The organism is Streptomyces sp. NBC_01520 (genome assembly GCF_045040375.1).
GTDB lineage: Bacteria > Actinomycetota > Actinomycetes > Streptomycetales > Streptomycetaceae > Streptomyces.
In genome coordinates, this window is sequence record NZ_CP109404.1 from 1,425,116 (window position 1) to 1,443,444 (window position 18,329).

At 70.7% G+C, this 18,329-nt stretch carries 19 protein-coding genes and 2 pseudogenes; 10 read left to right on the top strand and 11 right to left on the bottom strand.

Going from position 1 to position 18,329, the window contains the following annotated elements; translation table 11 throughout:
* Positions 1-20: 20 nt before the first annotated feature.
* On the bottom strand, positions 21-1,493 hold the full coding sequence (locus tag OG524_RS06505; RefSeq protein ID WP_405391891.1) for an aldehyde dehydrogenase: 1,473 nt from the start codon (positions 1,491-1,493) through the stop codon (positions 21-23).
* Between the two features lie 280 nt (positions 1,494-1,773).
* Between OG524_RS06505 and OG524_RS06510 the strand changes: the two are divergent.
* The 3 genes and pseudogenes from OG524_RS06510 to OG524_RS06520 all read left to right on the top strand — a co-directional run.
* Positions 1,774-1,914 (top strand): annotated as a pseudogene (locus tag OG524_RS06510) (hypothetical protein); the annotation flags it as partial.
* Positions 1,915-1,927: 13 nt separating this feature from the next.
* Positions 1,928-2,335: pseudogene (locus OG524_RS06515) on the top strand (Tn3 family transposase); the annotation flags it as partial.
* A 283-nt stretch (positions 2,336-2,618) separates the two neighbouring features.
* Positions 2,619-2,906: an IS3 family transposase gene (locus OG524_RS06520; RefSeq protein ID WP_405809418.1), complete on the top strand. Its 288-nt coding sequence runs from the start codon at positions 2,619-2,621 to the stop codon at positions 2,904-2,906.
* A gap of 5 nt (positions 2,907-2,911) precedes the next feature.
* Here OG524_RS06520 and OG524_RS06525 read toward each other — a convergent pair whose 3' ends face one another.
* Positions 2,912-4,483 (bottom strand): hypothetical protein, encoded by a 1,572-nt coding sequence (locus OG524_RS06525; protein WP_405809420.1) that lies wholly within the window; start codon positions 4,481-4,483, stop codon positions 2,912-2,914.
* 152 nt (positions 4,484-4,635) lie between these two features.
* Here OG524_RS06525 and OG524_RS06530 point away from each other — a divergent pair, with 152 nt between their 5' ends.
* A complete protein-coding gene (locus OG524_RS06530) occupies positions 4,636-5,250 on the top strand; it encodes a YdeI family protein (RefSeq protein ID WP_405391889.1) in 615 nt (204 codons plus the stop codon).
* 122 nt (positions 5,251-5,372) lie between these two features.
* Here OG524_RS06530 and OG524_RS06535 read toward each other — a convergent pair whose 3' ends face one another.
* Entirely contained in the window at positions 5,373-6,320 is a 948-nt protein-coding gene (locus tag OG524_RS06535; RefSeq protein WP_405391888.1) for a helix-turn-helix transcriptional regulator, read from the bottom strand.
* A gap of 118 nt (positions 6,321-6,438) precedes the next feature.
* Here OG524_RS06535 and OG524_RS06540 point away from each other — a divergent pair, with 118 nt between their 5' ends.
* Entirely contained in the window at positions 6,439-7,383 is a 945-nt protein-coding gene (locus OG524_RS06540; RefSeq protein WP_405809423.1) for an alpha/beta fold hydrolase, read from the top strand.
* A gap of 64 nt (positions 7,384-7,447) precedes the next feature.
* Here OG524_RS06540 and OG524_RS06545 read toward each other — a convergent pair whose 3' ends face one another.
* The 6 genes from OG524_RS06545 to OG524_RS06570 all read right to left on the bottom strand — a co-directional run bounded on the left by OG524_RS06545 (position 7,448) and on the right by OG524_RS06570 (position 11,388).
* Complete coding sequence (locus OG524_RS06545; RefSeq protein ID WP_405809425.1) at positions 7,448-8,215, bottom strand: transposase; 768 nt, start codon at positions 8,213-8,215, stop codon at positions 7,448-7,450.
* Positions 8,216-8,257: 42 nt separating this feature from the next.
* The gene (locus OG524_RS06550; protein ID WP_405809427.1) at positions 8,258-8,671 is read right to left on the bottom strand and encodes a hypothetical protein; all 414 of its coding nucleotides are present in this window, start codon (positions 8,669-8,671) and stop codon (positions 8,258-8,260) included.
* A gap of 208 nt (positions 8,672-8,879) precedes the next feature.
* Positions 8,880-9,005: a PmrA gene (locus tag OG524_RS06555; RefSeq protein WP_200264318.1), complete on the bottom strand. Its 126-nt coding sequence runs from the start codon at positions 9,003-9,005 to the stop codon at positions 8,880-8,882.
* A 32-nt stretch (positions 9,006-9,037) separates the two neighbouring features.
* Complete coding sequence (locus OG524_RS06560; protein WP_405391885.1) at positions 9,038-9,574, bottom strand: hypothetical protein; 537 nt, start codon at positions 9,572-9,574, stop codon at positions 9,038-9,040.
* Positions 9,575-9,779: 205 nt separating this feature from the next.
* Positions 9,780-10,547 (bottom strand): dienelactone hydrolase family protein, encoded by a 768-nt coding sequence (locus OG524_RS06565; RefSeq protein ID WP_405391884.1) that lies wholly within the window; start codon positions 10,545-10,547, stop codon positions 9,780-9,782.
* A gap of 436 nt (positions 10,548-10,983) precedes the next feature.
* The gene (locus OG524_RS06570; RefSeq protein WP_405391883.1) at positions 10,984-11,388 is read right to left on the bottom strand and encodes a DUF5997 family protein; all 405 of its coding nucleotides are present in this window, start codon (positions 11,386-11,388) and stop codon (positions 10,984-10,986) included.
* A 58-nt stretch (positions 11,389-11,446) separates the two neighbouring features.
* Between OG524_RS06570 and OG524_RS06575 the strand changes: the two genes are divergently transcribed.
* The 5 genes from OG524_RS06575 to OG524_RS06595 all read left to right on the top strand — a co-directional run bounded on the left by OG524_RS06575 (position 11,447) and on the right by OG524_RS06595 (position 16,435).
* Positions 11,447-12,223, top strand: coding sequence for a LysR family transcriptional regulator substrate-binding protein (locus OG524_RS06575; protein WP_405391882.1), 777 nt, complete (start codon positions 11,447-11,449; stop codon positions 12,221-12,223).
* A 146-nt stretch (positions 12,224-12,369) separates the two neighbouring features.
* Positions 12,370-13,320, top strand: coding sequence for an alpha/beta hydrolase (locus tag OG524_RS06580; RefSeq protein WP_405809430.1), 951 nt, complete (start codon positions 12,370-12,372; stop codon positions 13,318-13,320).
* Positions 13,313-14,473, top strand: coding sequence for an acyltransferase (locus tag OG524_RS06585; RefSeq protein ID WP_405809431.1), 1,161 nt, complete (start codon positions 13,313-13,315; stop codon positions 14,471-14,473). The genes OG524_RS06580 and OG524_RS06585 overlap by 8 nt, the downstream gene beginning before the upstream one ends.
* A 10-nt stretch (positions 14,474-14,483) precedes the next feature.
* Positions 14,484-15,770 (top strand): sensor histidine kinase, encoded by a 1,287-nt coding sequence (locus OG524_RS06590; RefSeq protein ID WP_405391879.1) that lies wholly within the window; start codon positions 14,484-14,486, stop codon positions 15,768-15,770.
* Positions 15,767-16,435, top strand: coding sequence for a response regulator (locus OG524_RS06595; protein WP_405391878.1), 669 nt, complete (start codon positions 15,767-15,769; stop codon positions 16,433-16,435). Before OG524_RS06590 ends, OG524_RS06595 begins: the two co-directional genes overlap by 4 nt.
* Here the strand turns inward: OG524_RS06595 and OG524_RS06600 are convergent.
* Entirely contained in the window at positions 16,429-17,592 is a 1,164-nt protein-coding gene (locus OG524_RS06600; RefSeq protein ID WP_405391877.1) for a serine hydrolase domain-containing protein, read from the bottom strand. The genes OG524_RS06595 and OG524_RS06600 overlap by 7 nt on opposite strands.
* 96 nt (positions 17,593-17,688) lie before the next feature.
* The gene (locus OG524_RS06605; protein WP_405391876.1) at positions 17,689-18,264 is read right to left on the bottom strand and encodes a histidine phosphatase family protein; all 576 of its coding nucleotides are present in this window, start codon (positions 18,262-18,264) and stop codon (positions 17,689-17,691) included.
* Between the last annotated feature and the right edge of the window lie 65 nt (positions 18,265-18,329).

Consider the following 18,329-nt stretch of genomic DNA (forward strand, 5'->3'; position numbering starts at 1 on the left):
CGGATGCGGCCGCCGGGGCATCAGAAGGGGTAGTGGGCGTGCCCGTGGGCCTGGACGGTGATCCAGCGGGTGTCGGTGAAGGCGTCCATGCCCGCCTGGCCCCCGAAGCGGCCGTAGCCCGAATCCTTGACTCCGCCGAAGGGGGCCTGCGGCTCGTCCGCGACGGTCTGGCCGTTGACGTGGACGATGCCGGTGCGCAGCCGGCGGGCCACCGCGATACCGGCGGCGACGTCCTCGGTGATCACACCGGCGGTCAGGCCGTAGGGGGTGTCGTTGGCCAGGGCCACGGCCTCGTCCGCGCTGTCGACGACATGGACGACGGTGGCGGGGCCGAAGATCTCCCCGTGGTAGATGTCCATGTCCTTGGTGACGCCGGTGAGGACGACCGGCCCCAGCAGCGCCCCGGCCTCCCCCTCGACCCGGCCGGTGCCGGCGAGGAGCCGGGCGCCCTTGGCGGTGGCGTCCTGGATCAGGGTGGCGACGCGCCGGGCGGCGCGGGCGCTGATGACCGGGCCGACGACGTTCGCCGGGTCGGACGGATCGCCGTACGGAAGGGCGTCGATCTTCTGGGCGAACTTGCCGAGGAACTCCTCGGCGATGTCCCGGTGGACGATGACACGGTCGGCCGACATGCAGATCTGGCCCGAGTTCATGAAGGAGCCGAAGGCCCCGGCGTTCACCGCGTAGTCCACGTCGGCATCCGCGAGCGCCAACAGGGCGTTCTTGCCGCCGAGTTCGAGTACGGCGGGCTTGAGGTTCTCGGCGGCCAGAACGCCGATGCGGCGGCCGACCGCGGTGGAGCCGGTGAAGTTGACCAGCCGGACGCGGGGGTCTCCGATGAGGGCGGCGACGATGGCGGGGGCGTCGGCGAGGGCGTTGGTGACGACATTGAGCACACCGGCCGGCAGCCCCGCCTCGTGCAGGATGTCGGCAAGGAAGAGGCCGCAGGCCAGCGGGGCGTCCTCGCTGGGCTTGAGGACGACGGCGTTGCCCATCGCCAGCGGCATGGCCACGGCGCGGATGCCGAGAATCAGCGGAGCGTTCCAGGGCGCGATCGCGGCGACGACGCCGACCGGGACCCGGATCTGCATCGAGTACGCGCCGGGGGCGTCGGTCGCGAGGATCTGCCCGGTGGGCTGGGTGATCGCGGCGGCGGCGTCGCGCAGGATCCCGGCGGCGAGCGCGGCGTTGAATCCCGCCCAGAGTGCCGCTCCGCCGACCTCGCCGGCCATCAGGGCCACGGCCTCGGTCGTACGGGATTCGAGCAGGTCGGCGGCGCGCAGGAAGATCGCGCGGCGCCGGGAGGGGGCCAGGGCCGCCCAGTCGCCGAAGGCCGCCTCGGCGGCGTCGACCGCCCGGGTGACGTCCTGCGGGGTGCCGGCGGCGACGTACGCGTACGGGGTTCCGGTCCAGGGGCCGGTGTCGGGGGTGGTACGGCCGGAGGAGGCCGGGACCTCCTGGCCGTTGATGATCAGTCCACGGGTGAGGGTCATGGGGGAACTCCTGACGGGGATGTCTGAAATGTTACGCGGAGGCCGGTTCGGTACGCCTGCCGTGAGCCGCAGGGCCAGGGCGACCAGGGCCGGACCGGCGAGCGGGGCGGCGGGCCGCCCCTGCCCGGCACCCGCCACCCCGCCACCCCTGATGTTCGCCCAGCGAAATTTCTTTCGCTGAAACTTGGGCTGAGCGTGTGCAGCTGCGGTCGAGGGCGTCAATGGGCAGCCGGGTACCTTTCGCATACGTACTGATCAGACGCGGGGGAAGGGGCCGGACATGGCTGGAGAGGCCGTCGGCCCACTGGAACGTGGTCTGGCCGTCCTGCACGCCATGGCGGCGCACACCGGTCCGCGTATGCGGCGCAGCGGCCTGACGACGGCCACCGGTCTGCCCCGTTCCCCCGTGGACCGGGTCGTGGCCACGCTGCTGGGTCGGTCCGGTCGACGACACCTACCGCCGCCAGATGAACCGGCAGCTCACCGTCCAGGAATCCCGCCACAAGCTCGCCCGGGACGTGTGCCACGGCAAGCGCGGCACCATCCACCAGGCGTACCGGGACGGGATGGAGGACCAGCTCGGCTCGCTCGGCCTGGTCCTCAACGCCGTCGTGCTGTGGACCACGAAGTACATCGACGACGCCGCCACCCAGCTCCGCGCTGAGGGTCACGAGATCCGCGACGAGGAGGTCGCCCGGCTATCGCCGCTGAAGCACAAGAACCTCAATGTGCTCGGCCGCTACAGCTTCACCGCCTCCGCCCCGGCCGGCGGTATCCTGCGGCCGCTGCGCGACCCGGACGTGCCCGGCCTCGACGATGACGGCGACGGCGTGGAGACATGACAGTGCCGGGAGTGTTGGCCGTCTGTGTGACGTCCTGACCGGAGCGGTGATCATCGGGCGTTGCCGCTGGTCACCGGTGGCTTAGGTGTTTTTCCCTATCCAGGTTTGCAGTGCGCTGTGGCGAAATTGGATGGCCGTTGCGGAGAGCCGAAGCAGGCCGGCCTCGTACATCCAGTCCAGGATCGGTCCCAGCCTGCGGAGGGGGAGGCGTTGTTGGGCCATCAAGATCCCGACTGCGACGGTGTACCGGAGCCAGGGAGAGCTGTGAATCGCCCCGGCTCGAATGGAGACTCGATTTCATGAAAGGATCGAGTCATGGCACGACCTTCCCGTTACCCGCTTGAGCTCCGCCGTCGTGCGGTGCGCATGGTCGCCGAGGTGCGCGACGACTACCCGAACGAGACGGCCGCTTTGGAAAACGCTCTCCCAGGTCGAACTCGCCACCGCCGAGTGGGTCGACTGGTACTGCCACCGCCGACTCCACGGTGAGATAGGCCACGTCCCGCCCGTCGAGTACGAGACCAACCACTACATGAAATCCGCGAAACCCCAGGTCACAACCACAATCTGAGATCTCTACCGAACCCGGGGCGGTTCACTGCATGTTCTGGCGAGCCCGATAGCGACGCCGAGGAAGAGTCCGAGAACCGCTCCGTCAGTGAAGGCTCTCCACGCCAGCCATGGATAGGCCGCGAGGTTCATCGCGCCGAATACGGTGCTGAGCGCGAGCCCGTACAAGACGAGGATGGTGGTCTGGAAGGCGAGAGCCCGGTTCATCGGCAGGCTCGGTCGGCTGACTGCTGGGGGACGTCGAGCCAGCGTGATCTCAGCGGCGAGGACGAGGCCGACGGAGAGAAAAGAGAGACCGTACGCCTGGCCGACCCTCGACCCGTATCCCTGGCTGTACCAGAGGCCGAAGAGGTATCCGGCTGCTCCACTAGCGGTGAGGCATGCCAGGGCGGCGAGCACCCGGCGCCGGCCGGAAGCGGTGTTCAGCATGGCGGTGTCCAGGCGCTGGAGGCGGACTGGGCGGCCTGCTGTGCGGACGGCTACCGCGATGACGGTGAGTATGCCAGCGAAGAGGAGTACGCGCCCGGGGGCGTAGGGCGGGATCCAGTAGGAGGTCTTGCTGTGATAGTGACTGAGGGTGAGCAGCAGGAACAGCGCGGTCAGCGCGGTGTGGGTCGTGGCGGTGAAGATACGCGGCATGTAGTGGCCTGCTGCGCGCCACAGATGATGTGGTTGCAGGTCCGTGCCGGAGTGGCCGTGCTTGCGGTCGGTGATCAGGTGGCGGGAGAGGGTTCCCAGAAATTTTCGGACTTCGGGCTCGGAGTAGCTGGGGTCTTTCCGTCGGTGCTGGGCGACGGTTTCGGGCAGGAGGCGCGCGAGGAGGAAGTCGCGTAGCTGTGCCGTGGGGAGGTGTTCAAGTTCTTCGGGTCGCGTGTGCGGCTGGTAGTAGCCGGCGACGGCGATGAACAGCCACAGAGGTGAGCGCAGCAGGCTGGCGAGCGGGCTGTCAGAGTGGTGGGCGATGTGGTCGACGATCGGACGCCACCGGTCCTCAACTTCGTCGTTGCTTCCGGTGTTGTGCTGGCGTGAGCGGTGGGGGAAGCGGTAGGCCAGGTGTCGTTTGATGCGGCCGGTGTCGAGTGGCTGCAGGGTGACGACGGCGGCGTCTTGAAGGACGGGAAGGTCGCCGGGGTGTATCTGCGGGGTCTGTTGCAGGCGGTCGTAGAGGCTCGTGCGGCAAGTGACAACGACAGGCTGACTGCCGTGCCCGCCGGCGGAATTCAGGGCGCGCATCACCGCCAGGGCGCGGGTGGGGAAGGCGTCTTCGGCGTCCATTTCGTCCAGACCATCGAGAACCGGCAGCACCCAGCCTGCCTGCATCAGGACTTTGGCCTGCCGGCGCTTGAGGGGGTGCGCGCCGCTGGAAAGTTCTCGGACGATCCATTCGTCGAGCAGTGCGGCTGCCGCGGCCGGGGCGGTGCTCGGCGAACTGAGCCGTGTGTCATCGAAACTGGACAGGCTGAGCCGTACAGGGATGAGGCGGCCGCGGTCGGGAGACGATCCGGCTTGCAGGTCGATGGTGTCGATGAGCAACTGCATGGCCAGCACGGTCTTGCCGGCACCTGCGTCGCCGAGCACGACGAGTCTGCCCCGAGCGAGGGCCGTGTAGAAGGCGGAAATGCTGCTCAGTGAGCCGTTGTGGGGTCCCTCATCCTCACGCCATACCGACGCTGCGGGCTCAACGAGTCACCCCGACAGGTCGCAACACCGGGTTGCGGCACTAACCTGCGGTGATGACCGGAACCGAGCTGGATGAGTTGATCGTTGCTGACGCCGCGGCGCTGCGCGCGTGGCTTCAGGACAACCACACCGCCTCTCCTGGCGTGTGGCTCGCCCTGACCAGGAAGGGCGGCTCCGTTACCACGCTGACCTGGCAGCAGGCGGTCGACGAGGCGCTGTGCTTCGGCTGGATCGACGGGCAGGCCCGCAAGCGCGACGAGGGGAGTTCCTGGAGGCGGTTCACCCCGCGCCGGCCCCGCAGTGTCTGGTCCCAGCGCAACGTCGCCAACGTGGCCCGGTTGGAGGCGGCCGGCCTGATGCTGCCCGCCGGCTGCGCCGCGGTGGACGCCGCAAAGGCCGACGGGCGGTGGACGGCCGCCTATGCGCCGTCGTCGGAAGCGGAGGTGCCGGCCGACCTGCGAGCCGCGATCGCCGCCGACCCAGCGGCGCAGGCGATGTTCGAGGTGCTCACCAAGACCAACCGCTTCGCCCTCATCAGCCGGGTCAATGCCGTCAAGCGGGCCGAGACGCGCACCCGGAAGATCGCCGAGTGCGTGGCGATGCTGGTCCGGCACGAGACGGTGCACCCGCAGCGAGCCAAGCCGGCGGACCCGCCGACGTCGTGACCGGGCGTCTACCGGAACGGACAAAACCACGCTATTGAGCGGAACTGTTCTCGAAACTCTGTCTCGTCCGCTTCAAGAAGCGTGAAGGTCTCAGAAGCGTGAAGGTCTCCGCTGGTGCGCGGTCAGCCGTATCGTTCGACGAGCGCGTTGCCGATCGAGGCCAGGTGGTCTCGGACACCCGGAGGGCCGGTCACCTCGAGCCATTCGACCAGCCCGGCGAGCTCACCGGCGAGCATGAACTCGTTGTGGCCGCGGATCACGACCTCGATGCGGCCGTCGGTCGTGGAACCTCCCACGTCGAGCCGGCCGCCGAGCGCCATCCGGAGTATGCCTATCCCGTGGGGTGTGCATACCGCCTGGATCTCCAGCGGCGTTCGTTTGCGGTCGACCTCGTCGGCGATCTCGCACCAGCTCTCGGCAAGGTCGAAGTCCTCGGGTCGGTGCACGGGATCGTCGGTCGGGTCGGCGGACGACACGCGGTCGATCCGGAAGGCCCGTCGGCCGGTCTCGGTGTTGGAGACGAGGTACCACGCCAGACCTTTGGCGACGATGCCCAGCGGGTGGACGGTTCTCTGGGTGTCGACGCCTTTGCTGTCGACGTAGCCGAGCCGCACCTGGACGCCGCGGATCACCGCGTCCTGGAGTTCGTCGAGGAAGCGAGGCGGCCTGTGCTCGACCCGGCTCGCCCCCCATCGTTGCGGGTCTATGACCAGCGACGACGCTGCTGCCTCGGCCTGCACCCGGAAGGGCTCCGGCAGAGCATGGACGAGCTTGCGCAGAGCTGCTTTCACGGCCGGCGTCGCAGCCGAGGCCGGGCCGACAGCCAGGAACAGGGCGCGGGCTTCACTGGCGGTCAACCCGGACAGGTCGGTACGGGCGCCGCCCACGAGGCGCCAGCCGCCGCCTCGGCCCTGCACGGAGTACACGGGCACCCCGGCCATGGCCAGGGCGTCGAGGTCGCGGCGGGCGGTGCGCTCGGAGACCTCCAGCTCTCGGGAGACCTCTGCTGCTGTCACCTGCTCGCGCCGTTGCAGCATGAGGAGGATGGCCACCAGCCGTTCGGTTCGCACGCCGACAAAACTCTCACATAAACCGGTCATGGGGTGACCGGTTTCGGGCAGCAGGATGGCGACATGACCTCACCGAGGAGGTCGACCGCTAGCGAACGCCCCCAGAGAGGAAATGCAAATGTTCAACCCAGCCGATTTTCCCAAGCCCACCCTCATTCCGGTCAACGGTGTGGAACTCGAAGTCTTCGAAGCAGGCCGAGAGAACGCGGGAAAGCCCATCGTGCTCTGCCACGGCTGGCCGGAGCACGCCTTCTCCTGGCGCCACCAGATGCCCACCCTCGCCGCAGCCGGCTACCACGTCATCGCACCGAACCAGCGAGGTTACGGCAATTCTTCCCGCCCGGCCGAAGTCACGGACTATGACATCGGGCACCTGTCGGGTGACCTCGTCGCGCTCCTCGACCACTACGGATACGAAGATGCCACCTTCGTCGGCCATGACTGGGGCGCGTTCGTCGTCTGGGGACTGACCCTGTTGCATCCGAACCGTGTAAACAAGGTGATCAATCTGAGTCTGCCTTACCAGGAGCGCGGAGAGAAGCCCTGGATCGAGTTCATGGAAGATATGCTTGGTGGCGACTTCTATTTCGTCCACTTCAATCGGCAGCCAGGCGTCGCGGACGCCGTGTTCGAAGACAACACCTTCCAGTTCCTTCGCAACCTGTACCGGAAGAACGAGCCCCCCAGGGCGCCTCGGCCGGGTATGGCGCTGATCGATCTCGCCAGAGCGGAAACGCCACTCGGCGATCCCGTAATGAGCGACAGTGAACTGACTGTTCTCGTCTCCGCTTTCGAATCATCAGGGTTCACGGCCAGTGTGAATTGGTACAGAAACTTGGACCGCAACTGGTGCCTGTTGGCGGACGTGGACCCGATCATCCAACAGCCCACCCTCATGATCTACGGCGACCGCGATGTGGTCGCGAGGTCTGAAAGACTGACAGAATTCGTGCCGAATGTGGAAGTAGTCAGTCTGGATTGCGGTCATTGGATCCAGCAGGAGAAGCCGGAAGAAACGAACCAGGCCATTCTCCAGTGGCTGGACCAGCGGGATGCCGTCTAAGGGTTGTCCCGTAACGATCTTGGAGTTGTTGGAGGCGGAGTCGGTTGCCTCGCCGCCCCTGTGCTTATCCGGCGAGGGCGAGGTTGTGCAGTCGAGCGATGCCGAGCATCGCGTGGTGGACTCCATCGCCTTTGAGTCGGCAGTCGCGCAGGATCTTCCAGCCCTTCATGCGGGCGAAGGTGTGCTCGACGCGAGCTCGGACCTGCTTGTGGGAGTGGTTGTGTGCCTCCTTCCAGGCCGGAAGTTCCTCGCCTTTGCGCCGGCGGTGCGGGATGACCAGTCCGGTGCCTTGGTAGCCGCCGTCGGCGATGGTCATCGTTTTGCCGACGGCGGCCTTGGCTCCGGATTCTTCCCAGCCGCGAGAGTCGTGCCGGTTGCCGGGCAGAGGCCGGCCGACCACGACGACCAGGCGCGTGTCGGCGTCGATGACCACCTGATGGGCTGTGGAGTAGCGGTAGTTCTTCGATTGCTCGGCCACGGCGTGGTCGCGGGTGGGCACCAGGGTGCCATCCACGATCAGCACACTGTCTTTACGGAACCGCTGGCGAGGCTGCAGCGCGAGCAACGGCCCGAGGTGGCCGATGATCCGGTCCGCCGCGGACTTCGAGATGCCGAACAGCAGGGCGATCTGGCGCATGGTCAAGTTCGTGCGCCAGTACGCCGTGACAAGCAGAATGCGATCCTCAAGTGGGAGGCCCCAGGGCCGCCCACGCTGAAGCCCGGCAGCGGTCTCGCGCCGCACGGCGGTCACCAGCCTGCCGAAGCAGCGCGGGCTCAGCCCGGTGAAAGGGCCTATCCAGGACGGCACCGACGCCGTGATCACTGCAGTCACGCCAGGATGGTTCCATCTGAGGCCGACCGGGATGTACGGGAATCAAATACGGAGCCCGAGGTGCCGGTCTAGCTGCCTGCGCAGACGCGCAGAAGCCCCACGCAGAGTCCCGAGTTCTCTCACTTCCGCCGCCTGAAGTTCGGTCCGTCCTGCCAGTGCTAGGACAGCGGCGTAGGGGCGTTCGCCTTCGACGAGCTTCGCCGCCACGGCGTCAAGGACTGCCCGCAGCGCTGCGTGGTCCGCGCTCGGATGCTCCGCCAGCAGGCGAAGGAGCCTGTTGTCGTTCCATGCACTGTCATGGGCCGTGCTCAGTTCCAGCAGCGTGCCGGACGCCGTTGAGGGATTGGCGGCCAGCGCCTGCCAGACGAAGGGGTATGGACAACGCGAAAGTCGATGCAGGACGGCGGTGTCGTTCTCAGCGTGCGCCAGTTCGAGGTAGTCGGCAGGGGTGTGCACGGGCAGGGCCCCTCAGGATCGTCGGGGTAATCATCCTGCCATCAGGGATCGGTCGCCCGTGTGCGGAGCTGACCGCAACCGGGTCGAAGATCGCTTACGGGACAACCCTTAGTGTCTCGTGATCCTGCTTCGTGGAACCTGAGGCTGGTTGGCTCGTTGGCCCCGGTCTCCTGTCTCTGACCCACGGTGCAAGGCAGCGCCACGTCCGCTACCGGTTCCGGCGACGTGCGGCGGGGTCACGCTCCGCGACGTGCCGGGCGACCGCGTCGACGCCCGGGCGGGCGTACCGCTCCAGGGAGCGGACGGAGGCGTGGCGGGAGCGGGCCAGTAGCATCGGGGTGGAGGTGCCGCCCTCGGCGTCGTGTGTCAGGGCTCTGTGGCGGAGCCGGTGGAGTGTGAGGCCGTCCAGGTCCTCGATGTCCTCGATGTCCTCGGGTGAGGTGAGCGGGTTGGCCAGGAGCCGGGTGTTCCCCTCGAAGATCTCCTCGGCCCGGCGGTCGGGTCGCCGTCGATCCAGCCCTGGCGCTGCCACCAGCCGATCGCCTTGCGTGCGATCGGCAGTTCGCGGTTGACGGTGTCGGCGTCCATCTCGTCCGCCCGCGCCGCCGCCAGTTCGGCCAGCACCTCCGGCAGCGCCGGGTCGTCGATCGCGGCGAGGGAGAAGACGGCAGCTTCGCGCCCCGGCGGGCGGGTCCGGTCGGCGCCGGTTCGCCGACGAGCATCCACCCCCCATGTCGTCAGCGAGATCCGGTAGATCCGCGCGGAGGACTTCGCGATGCCCGCACCGGTGAGGTAGCGCTCGACCGCTGAGGTGTACGACGAGGGCGGGGCGGACAGCGGTACGACCCGGGCGCGCGGCAAGCGGAGCGCGCTCCCGAGTCCGGTTACCGGTTCGATCGTCACGCCGCCCCGCCCTTCCGGCAGTGTCGCAGTAGATGCGTACGCCTCGCCCCGGCGGCCGGAATGGCCCGCCGCAGGTCGCGGTGATCACCGCAGGGGCTCTGTCGCGGTAAATCCGGCATCTACTGCGGCAGTTGCGAACGCGTTTCCGCGATCGAGCATCCGCCCGAATGCGGTTCTGCTGTGCGGACTTGAGGGGAGGGGACTGTCAGTGCCCGGCGCCAGCACGCTTACCTGGGTCATGCCCCAGATCCTCCGTCATGGGCAGGCACTCGGCGAGCAGGTCGACGACGTCGCGCCAGGCTCGCTGCGCGTGCTGCGGGTGGTAGCCGACGCCGGGGACCACAGGGTGGCCGACCGGCGGATGGTGGAAGGCGTGCAAGGCGCCGCCGTAGACCGCGAGGCGCCAGTCGACGCCCGCAGCCTGCATCTCAGCGGTGAACGCGTCCCGTTGCGCGGGCGGCATGATCGGGTCTTCCGACCCGACCCCGGCCCACACCGGGCAGCGAATTCGCGCTGCCTCGCCCGGTCGGCCCGTGGTCAGCGCGTTGACTGTCCCGATCGCGCGCAGGCTGACGCCGCCGCGCCCGAGTTCCAGCCCGACAGCGCCCCCGGTGCCGTAGCCGACGGCGGCGATCCGGTCGGGGTCGGTCCGCGGTTCGGTGCGCAACACGTCGAGCGCCGCATGGCCGATGCTCCGCATCCGGTCGGGATCAGCGAGCAGCGGCAGGCAACGGGCCAGCATCTCCTCGGGGTCGCCCAGATAGCGCCCGCCGTGAAGGTCGAAGGCCAGCGCTATATATCCCAGCTCGGCGAGAGCATCGGCCCGGCGGCGCTCGACGTCGCTGAGCCCCATGCCCTCTGGTCCGAGCAGCACCGCGGGCCGGCGGTCGACACCGGCCGGGAGCGCGAGGTGCCCGATCATCGTCAAACCGTCGGCCGGATACTCGACCGTACGCGTCGTAATCGTCGTCATGAGACTGGACTGTAGTGATCGTCGAGCCCGGTCCGGCTGGTGTTCTGCCGCTGGCAGATCACCGCGGGTATCCCTCCGAAATACGGCGAGGGCTCACGAGAACCGTCACAAACCCCGTCCTCACGGCAGCGCTTTCCACGCCGCAGGAGACCCGCGACCGGGGGCCTGCCCTCGCTGCGCGACACCGCCGCCCGCATCGAGGCGGACCTCGCGGTGGCCTTCGAGCGGGCGCCGCTCACCGTGCGGCAGGCAGGCTGTGGTGCGGATCCGGGCCCGATGCCATGGGTGCCTCGACGACCGGTACGCCGTACGCGGCGAAGGCGGGGCAGTGCGGCGGGGCGCCGTCCTCGCGCAGGGTGTGTCCGGACCGGCGCCGCGCTTCAGCGCGTCCCCCGCCCGTACGGCCGCGACGAGGAGGCCGTCCGCCGGGAGCGGGTCAGGAACGCGCGTCGTCGGACTGCTCGGCGCGGGCGGCGTTCTTCTCCTTGATGCGCACGGTTTCCTTGCGGACCTCGGCCTGGGTGGCGCGCTCCTTCTGCAGCCACTCGGGACTGTCCTTCTTGAGCTCGTCGATCTGCGCGGTGGTCAGCGGCTCGGTGACCCCGCCGCGGGCGAGGCCGGCGATGGAGATGCCCAGCTTGGCCGCGACGACCGGCCGGGGGTGCGGGCCGTTGCTCCGCAGCTCCTGCAGCCACGCGGGCGGGTCGGCCTGCAGCGCGTTCAGCTCGCCGCGCGAGACGACGCCCTCCTGGAACTCGGCGGGGGTGGCTTCGAGGTACACACCCAGCTTCTTCGCCGCGGTGGCGGGCTTCATGGTCTGGGTGGTCTGGTGCGACGTCATGGTGTCAAGGGTAACGAGCATGTGCGCCCCCTACGACCACGCCCGGTAACCTGGCGGGGTGACAGGCTCGGAAACACCCTCTTCGTTCCGGCTCGCCTACGTCCCGGGCGTGACCCCGACCAAGTGGGTGCGGATCTGGAACGAACGGCTGCCCGGAATCCCGCTGACCCTCGTGGGCGTATCCGCCGCCGGGGCGGCCGGCCTGCTGCGCGGCGGCGACGCCGACGCCGGCTTCGTGCGCCTCCCGGTCGACCGTACGGATCTCAGCGCCATCCCCCTCTACACCGAGACGACGGTCGTCGTGGTCCCCAAGGACCACCTCGTGGCGGCCGTCGACGAGGTGGCAGCCGCGGATCTCGCCGACGAGATCGTGCTGCACCCCCTCGACGACACCCTGGAGTGGGACCGCCCGCCGGGCCTGCCCGCACTGGAGCGCCCCGCGACGACGGAGGACGCCGTCGAGCTGGTGGCGGCGGGCGTGGGGCTTCTCGTCGTCCCCCAGTCGCTGGCCCGTCTGTACCACCGCAAGGACCTCACCTACCGGCCCCTCTCGGACGTACCCGAGTCGCGCATCGCGCTGTCGTGGCCGGAGGAGAGGACCACCGATCTGGTGGAGGAGTTCATCGGGATCGTGCGCGGGCGGACCGTCAACAGCACCCGCGGGCGGCCCCCGACACCCCCGCAGCCAAAGGCCGAGCGCTCTGCCCGGAAGGGGGGCGGCGCACCGCGCAAGCCCGCGGGCGGCAAGACGACCGGCGGCAGGGCGGCGGGCGGCAAGAACCCCCGTGGCGCGACCGGTGGCGGCAAGCGCGGCAAGCCCCGCCGCCGCCCGTAGCGGAGGGCCGGGCGGCACACCCCCTACGCGTAGTACTCCAGAGCTACGTGACAGGTGCACTCCACAGCGGGACGCCGACCACACGGGGCGCTCCATAACTTCGGTACCGGATTCACCACGAACATCCGGTACGGAAGGACCTCCTCATGCGCCCACGCGGCAGCCGCTTGCGACGCGCCCTGCTCACCGCGCTCGTCACCGCGTCCGTGGCCCTGCCGGTGTCGGGGGCGGCCCGCCCCGCCGCCGTTCCGGCTCCCGCCCCGGCCGTCCTCGGCCCGCTGGGAGCCGCGACCCCCGCGGCGCTCCGGGAGCGGTACACGGCGGGCCGCGACGGCATCCGGGCGGCCGAGCGCATGGCACTGCGGCACGGCGACCGGCAGCGCGCCGCTTCTCTGCGGGCCATGGCCGCGCCCGGGCGGCACTTCCTCGCGTTCGACGGGCGTGACGGCGGCCGTACCGCCGAGGTCTTCGGGGATCTGTCCCGGGCCCGCCGGATCGCGGTGCTGGTGCCGGGCGCGGGCGTGGACCTCGACCACTACGGGCGCCTGCGCCGTGGTGCCGAGGCGCTCCTCGGGGAGCTGGGCGGCGGGTCGGCGGTCGTCGCCTGGCTCGGCTACCGGACACCGGCCACGGTGAGCCCCGCGGCGCTGACGGCGGGGCGGGCCGACGAGGCGGCGCCGCGACTGAGGTCCTTCGTACGGGAGTTGGGGGTGTCGCGGCCCGCCGCGAGGGTCTCCGTCCTCTGCCACTCCTACGGTTCCGTCGTCTGCGCCGGGGCCGCGTCCGGGCTCGACGTCGCGGACCTCGTGCTGTACGGCAGCCCCGGCACCGGGGCCGACAGTGCCGCGGCCCTCCGCACCGGGGCCACCGTCCGGGCCGGCCGGGGCGCCGACGACTGGATCGCCGGCGTCCCGCACCTGGAGCTGGAACTGCCCTTCGTCACCGTCGGGTTCGGGACCGATCCGGTCGTGCCGGAGTTCGGGGCCGAGGTCTTCGACGCGGGCGACGGCGGGCACAGCGACTACCTGGAACCGGGCTCCGTCCCGCTGCGCAGCATCGCGGCGATCGTGGCGGGAGAGGCGGGGCGTCATGCGTGACCTCGTGCGCCGTATCGAGTCCGCGACTCCCCCGGACCGCGACCGCGCGGTCGACGCCCTGCGGGCCCTGGCCATCCTGGGTGTGGTGTTGGGCCACTGGCTGGTGACCGCGCTGGTCGCCGACAGCGGCACGGTGCACGGGGCGAGTCCGCTCGGGCACATGCCGGAGTTCACCCCGGTGTCCTGGGTGTTCCAGACGCTCGCGGTCTTCTTCCTGGTGGGCGGGCAGGTGGGCGCGAAGGGGTACGCCGCCGCCCGTGCGAGGGGCGAGTCGTACGGCCGGTGGCTGCGGGCCCGGACGGTGCGGCTGTTCCGGCCGGTCGCCGTGGTCCTGACCGTGTGGGCCGCGGCGGCGGGCCTGATGCTGCTCTCCGGGGTGGACCCGGGGACGGTGCGTGCGCTGGGCAAGCTGGTGTGGTCGCCGCTGTGGTTCCTGCTGGTCTTCGCGGCGCTGACGGCGGCGACGCCGCTGGTGGCACGGCTGCATCCGCTGTGGCCGCTCGCGGTGGTCCTGCACGTGGACCTGTTACGGCTGGGGCTGGACGGCCCGGCCTCGCTCGGCTGGATCAACGTGGCGGCGGGCTGGCTGGTGCCGTACTGCCTGGGGGCCGCCCGGGCGCGGGGCGGGCTGAGCAGCCGCCGGACCCGGTGGGCGTTGCTGCTCGGGGGCGCGGGTGCCGCCGTGGGGCTCGTGCTGTTCGCCGGCTATCCCGCCTCCATGGTCGGGGTGCCGGGCGGTGAGCTATCCAACCTCGACCCGCCGACGCTCGCCGCCGTCGCCTTCGGTCTTGCCCAGTGCGGCGGTGCCCTGCTGCTGTCGGGGCCGCTGCGCCGGGTGCTGGCACGACCCGGGGTGTGGGCGGTGGCGGCGCTGGTGAGTCTGTCCGCGATGACGATATTCCTGTGGCACCAGACGGCGATGATCGTGGTCACCTCGACCGCGCTCTTCCTGGCGGGCCCGCTCCCCGGGCTGCACGACGTGCCCGACGGGCCGGGCTGGGTCCTCGCCCGGCTGGCCTGGCTGCCGGTGTTCGCCCTGGTCCTGCTGGTGTGCCGGGCCGCGTTCGGTGCGTACGAGACGCGGGGCGGCAGCCGTTCGACGGTCGTACGGAAGGTCTCCCCCGCCCCGGTCCCGGAGTCGCGTCATGCATAGGCTGAGGACCATGACGGGGGCGGCGGTGGCCGGGCGGCGGCTGGTGGCGTGGCTGCGCGGGCTGCCGCGCGGACTCTACGACGACCTGTGGGCGCTGCCCGTCGACCCGGTGCCGGCCGTGGGCCGGCCCGGAGCGCCGGTCTGGCGGCCGGTGTTCGGGATGCTGCTGGCCCTCGGCGCGGGGGCCGTCGCCCTGTTCCACGTCTACGACCTGATACCGCACGGCGTGGGCATCCCCGCCTACGCCGTGCTGCTCGCCGTGGCCCAGTCCGCGGCGCTGATCGCCGGGATGTCCCTGCCGCTGTACGCCTGGTGGGTGTCGCTGGCCCTCATGCTCGTCAGCGTGCGGCTCGCGGAACCGGCACTGGCCCACCACGAGCTGTTCCCGACCGTGCCCGAGATCGCCCTGCAGGCGGGGGCGTTGTTCCTGCTGGCGCTCCGGGTGCATCCGCGCCGGGCGGTCACCGCGCTCGTAATCAGCCTGTTCGCGGTGGCGTTCTCCGTGTCGTTCACGACCCAGGCCCACGACCACGCCCTGGACCGCGCCTCCCTCGCCGCCGTCACCGCGGTGGTGATCGGCGCGGCGCTGCGGGCGCTGCGGGTCGCCCGCACGGAGCTGGTCGAGCAGTCGGAGCTCACGGCGGAGGAGCGGGCGCGGCGCACCCTCCTGGAGGAGCGCAACCGGATCGCCCGTGAGCTGCACGACGTGGTCGCCCACCACATGTCGGTGATCTCCATCCAGGCGCAGGTCGCCCCGCACCTGGTCGAGAACCCGTCGGACGAGCTCAGGGAGAATCTGGCGGGCATCCGGGAGAACGCCGTGGAGGCGCTCGCCGAGCTGCGCCGGGTCCTCGGTGTGCTGCGCTCCGAGGACGCCGTCGCGGACGGGGTGCGGCACGCCCCGCAGCCGACCCTCGACCGGCTGGACGAGCTGACCGGCAAGGTCCGGGGTGCCGGGGTGGCCGTGACCACAAAGACGACGGGCACCCGGCAGCCGTTGCCGCCGGGGGTGGAGCTGTCGGCGTTCCGCATCGTGCAGGAGGCCCTCAGCAACGTGATGCGGCACGCCCCCGGGGCCCGGGCGCGGGTCGAGATCGGCTACCACTCGGCCGCCGTCACCGTCCGGGTCACCAACACCGCCCCGGAAGACCCGCCCGCGCGGTCCGCCGGTGTGGGGCACGGGCTGCTCGGGATGCACGAGCGGACCGCCATGCTGGGCGGTGATCTCGTGCACGGCCCGACGCCCGGCGGGGGTTACGAGGTCATGGCGACACTTCCCCTGGAGGAATCCGTATGACCATCCGTGTGCTGATCGCCGACGACCAGATGATGGTCCGCCAGGGCTTCACGGTGCTGCTGGACGCGGAGCCGGGCATCGAGGTCGTCGGCCAGGCCGTCGACGGCCTGGACGCGGTCGAGAAGGTCGCCGAACTGGCCCCCGACGTCGTCCTGATGGACATACGGATGCCCCGGCTGGGCGGGATCGACGCCACCCGCAGCATCACCGGGGCGCCCGGTTCCACCGTCAGGGTCCTCGTCCTGACGACGTTCGACCTCGACGAGTACGTGTACGAGGCGCTGCGCGCGGGTGCCTCCGGATTCCTGCTGAAGGACGCCTCGGCCGCCGAACTCGCCCAGGCGGTACGGGTGGTGGCGGCGGGTGACGCGCTGCTGGCCCCGAACATCACCAAGCGGCTGATCGCCGAGTTCTCCCGGGTGAGCACCGCCCCGCGCGCCCCGAGCAGGGACCGGGTCGGCGCTCTCACGGAACGCGAGACGGAGGTGCTGTCCCTCATCGCGCAGGGGCTGTCCAACGCGGAGATCGCGGGCCGGCTGGTCGTGGCTGAGCAGACCGTGAAGACCCATGTGAGCCGGATTCTCGTCAAGTTGGGCCTGCGCGACCGGACCCAGGCCGCCGTGTTCGCGTACGAGTCGGGGCTGGTGCGCCCGGCCGGTTACTGAACGGGCGGGAGGGCTTCGTACAGGGCGTCGACCAGTGCCATCTTGCGCGGGTCGTCGGCGATGTAAGGGCCCATGCGGTTCATGACGTAGCCGAGCGACACCCCGGCCTCGGGGTCGGCCAGGCCGCAGGAGCCGCCCGCCCCGTCGTGGCCCACCGCGCGCGGGTTGGGGCCGTACGAGCCGTTGGGGCCGCTCAGCCAGAGGCCCAGGCCCAGCTCGGTGTCGTGGGTGAAGCCCGCGCCGAGCACCAGGTCCCGGCAGCTGCCCTGCCCTTCGCGGATCCGTTCGGCGGCCTCCTCGGACAGGACGCGGTGGCCGTGCAGGCTGCCGCGTCCGGCGACGATGCCGTAGAGCGCGGCGACGGCGCGGGCGGTGCCGTGGCCGTTGGCCGCGGGGATCTCGGCGGCCCGCCACTCGGGGGTGTTGGCGGCGGCCGTACCCGTGACCGGGTTGAGGATCGAGGCGATGGCCACCGGTTCCATCCGCGCGAAGAGGGCGGCCTGTTCGCGGGCGCCGGTCCTGGGCTGGACGAGCTCGGCGACCCGGCCGGCGTCCTTCTCCGGGAGGCCGACGGTGAAGTCGATGTCCAGGGGCCCGGTGATCTCCTGGCGCAGGAACTCCCCGGGCAGCAGGCCGGTGATGCGGCGGACGACCTCGCCGACGAGGAAGCCGTACGTGATCGCGTGGTATCCGGAGCGGGTGCCCGGTTCCCACCACGGTGCGGTCGTGGCCAGCCGGGCGGTGGTCAGCTCCCAGTCGTACAGCTCGGCCAGGGTGTGCGGATCGCGCAGGCCGGCGAGGCCCGAGCGGTGCGAGAGCAGGTGGCGTACGCGTACGGATCCCTTGCCGGCGGCGGCGAATTCGGGCCAGTACGCGGCGACGGGGGCGTCCAGGTCGAGGAGGCCGCGGTCGGCGAGGAGGTGGGCGCAGAGCGCGGTCGGGCCCTTGGTCGTGGACCAGACGTTGACCACGGTGTCCCGCTCCCACGGGCGGGTCCGGTCCTTGTCGGCCCAGCCGCCCCAGAGGTCCACCACGGGGGAACCGTCGAGGAGGACGGTGACGGCCGCGCCCAGTTCGTCGCGCTCCGCGAAGTTCGCCGCGAACGCGTCGCGCACCGCCACGAACCGGTCGTCGCAGTGGCCATGGATGTGCGGCACGGTTCTCGCTCCTCGTCTCGGGAGTACGCACCGTACCGACTGGTCGGACCGGCGGGAAGGTGCCGTACGCGCGGTTCCTTCGACCGGGGGCGCCGGTCAGCGGGGAAGCGCTTCGAGGTTCAGGCTCCAGCGGCCCCGCAGGCCGGTGAGCGTGATGGTGGACAGCGGGCGGACGTCCACGTTCCAGTAGGCCGACGGCGGGGCCTTCAGGGCATAGACGAGGGCGGCGCGGACGACGGCGGGTTCGGCGACGGCGACGATGAAGCCGTCGCAGGCGGGGCGGGTGTCGAGCCAGCCGCCTATCCGTGAGATGAAGGCGAGCAGCGGCTCGCCGCCGTGCGGGGCGGAGCGTGGGTCGGCGAGCCAGGCGTCGACGGAGGCCGGTTCGCGGGCGGCGACGTCGGCGAGGGTCAGGCCGCGCCAGCGGCCCATGTCGCAGTCGCGCAGGGCGGGCTGCGCCATGGGGGCGAAGCCGAGGGCGTCCCCGGTGGCGCGGCTGCGGGGCGTGGGCGAGCAGTAGCGCAGCTCGGCCGCGGCGAGCGGCACCAGGGCGTGCGCGGCGAGCTGCACCTCGTGCCAGCCCGTGTGGTCGAGCGGCCGGTCGTCGTCGAAGCGCTCGGCGAGCAGGGCGGAGGTGCGTGCTGCGGCGACCAGTGAGACGCGAACACTCATGGGCGTGATCGTGGAGCCGAACCGCCGCGCCGGTCAAGAGGGCGACGCGGCGGCTGCAAGCGCTT

Bases quoted from the DNA above. Each gene is read 5' to 3' on its own strand.
- OG524_RS06505 (WP_405391891.1), bottom strand. From the start codon at position 1,493: ATGACCCTCACCCGTGGACTGATCATCAACGGCCAGGAGGTCCCGGCC.
- OG524_RS06520 (WP_405809418.1), top strand. From the start codon at position 2,619: ATGGAGACTCGATTTCATGAAAGGATCGAGTCATGGCACGACCTTCCC.
- OG524_RS06540 (WP_405809423.1), top strand. From the start codon at position 6,439: ATGTTCAACCCAGCCGATTTTCCCAAGCCCACCCTCATTCCGGTCAAC.
- OG524_RS06555 (WP_200264318.1), bottom strand. From the start codon at position 9,005: ATGCTACTGGCCCGCTCCCGCCACGCCTCCGTCCGCTCCCTGGAGCGG.
- OG524_RS06565 (WP_405391884.1), bottom strand. From the start codon at position 10,547: ATGACGACGATTACGACGCGTACGGTCGAGTATCCGGCCGACGGTTTG.
- OG524_RS06570 (WP_405391883.1), bottom strand. From the start codon at position 11,388: ATGACGTCGCACCAGACCACCCAGACCATGAAGCCCGCCACCGCGGCG.
- OG524_RS06580 (WP_405809430.1), top strand. From the start codon at position 12,370: ATGCGCCCACGCGGCAGCCGCTTGCGACGCGCCCTGCTCACCGCGCTC.
- OG524_RS06585 (WP_405809431.1), top strand. From the start codon at position 13,313: ATGCGTGACCTCGTGCGCCGTATCGAGTCCGCGACTCCCCCGGACCGC.
- OG524_RS06590 (WP_405391879.1), top strand. From the start codon at position 14,484: ATGACGGGGGCGGCGGTGGCCGGGCGGCGGCTGGTGGCGTGGCTGCGC.
- OG524_RS06595 (WP_405391878.1), top strand. From the start codon at position 15,767: ATGACCATCCGTGTGCTGATCGCCGACGACCAGATGATGGTCCGCCAG.
- OG524_RS06605 (WP_405391876.1), bottom strand. From the start codon at position 18,264: ATGAGTGTTCGCGTCTCACTGGTCGCCGCAGCACGCACCTCCGCCCTG.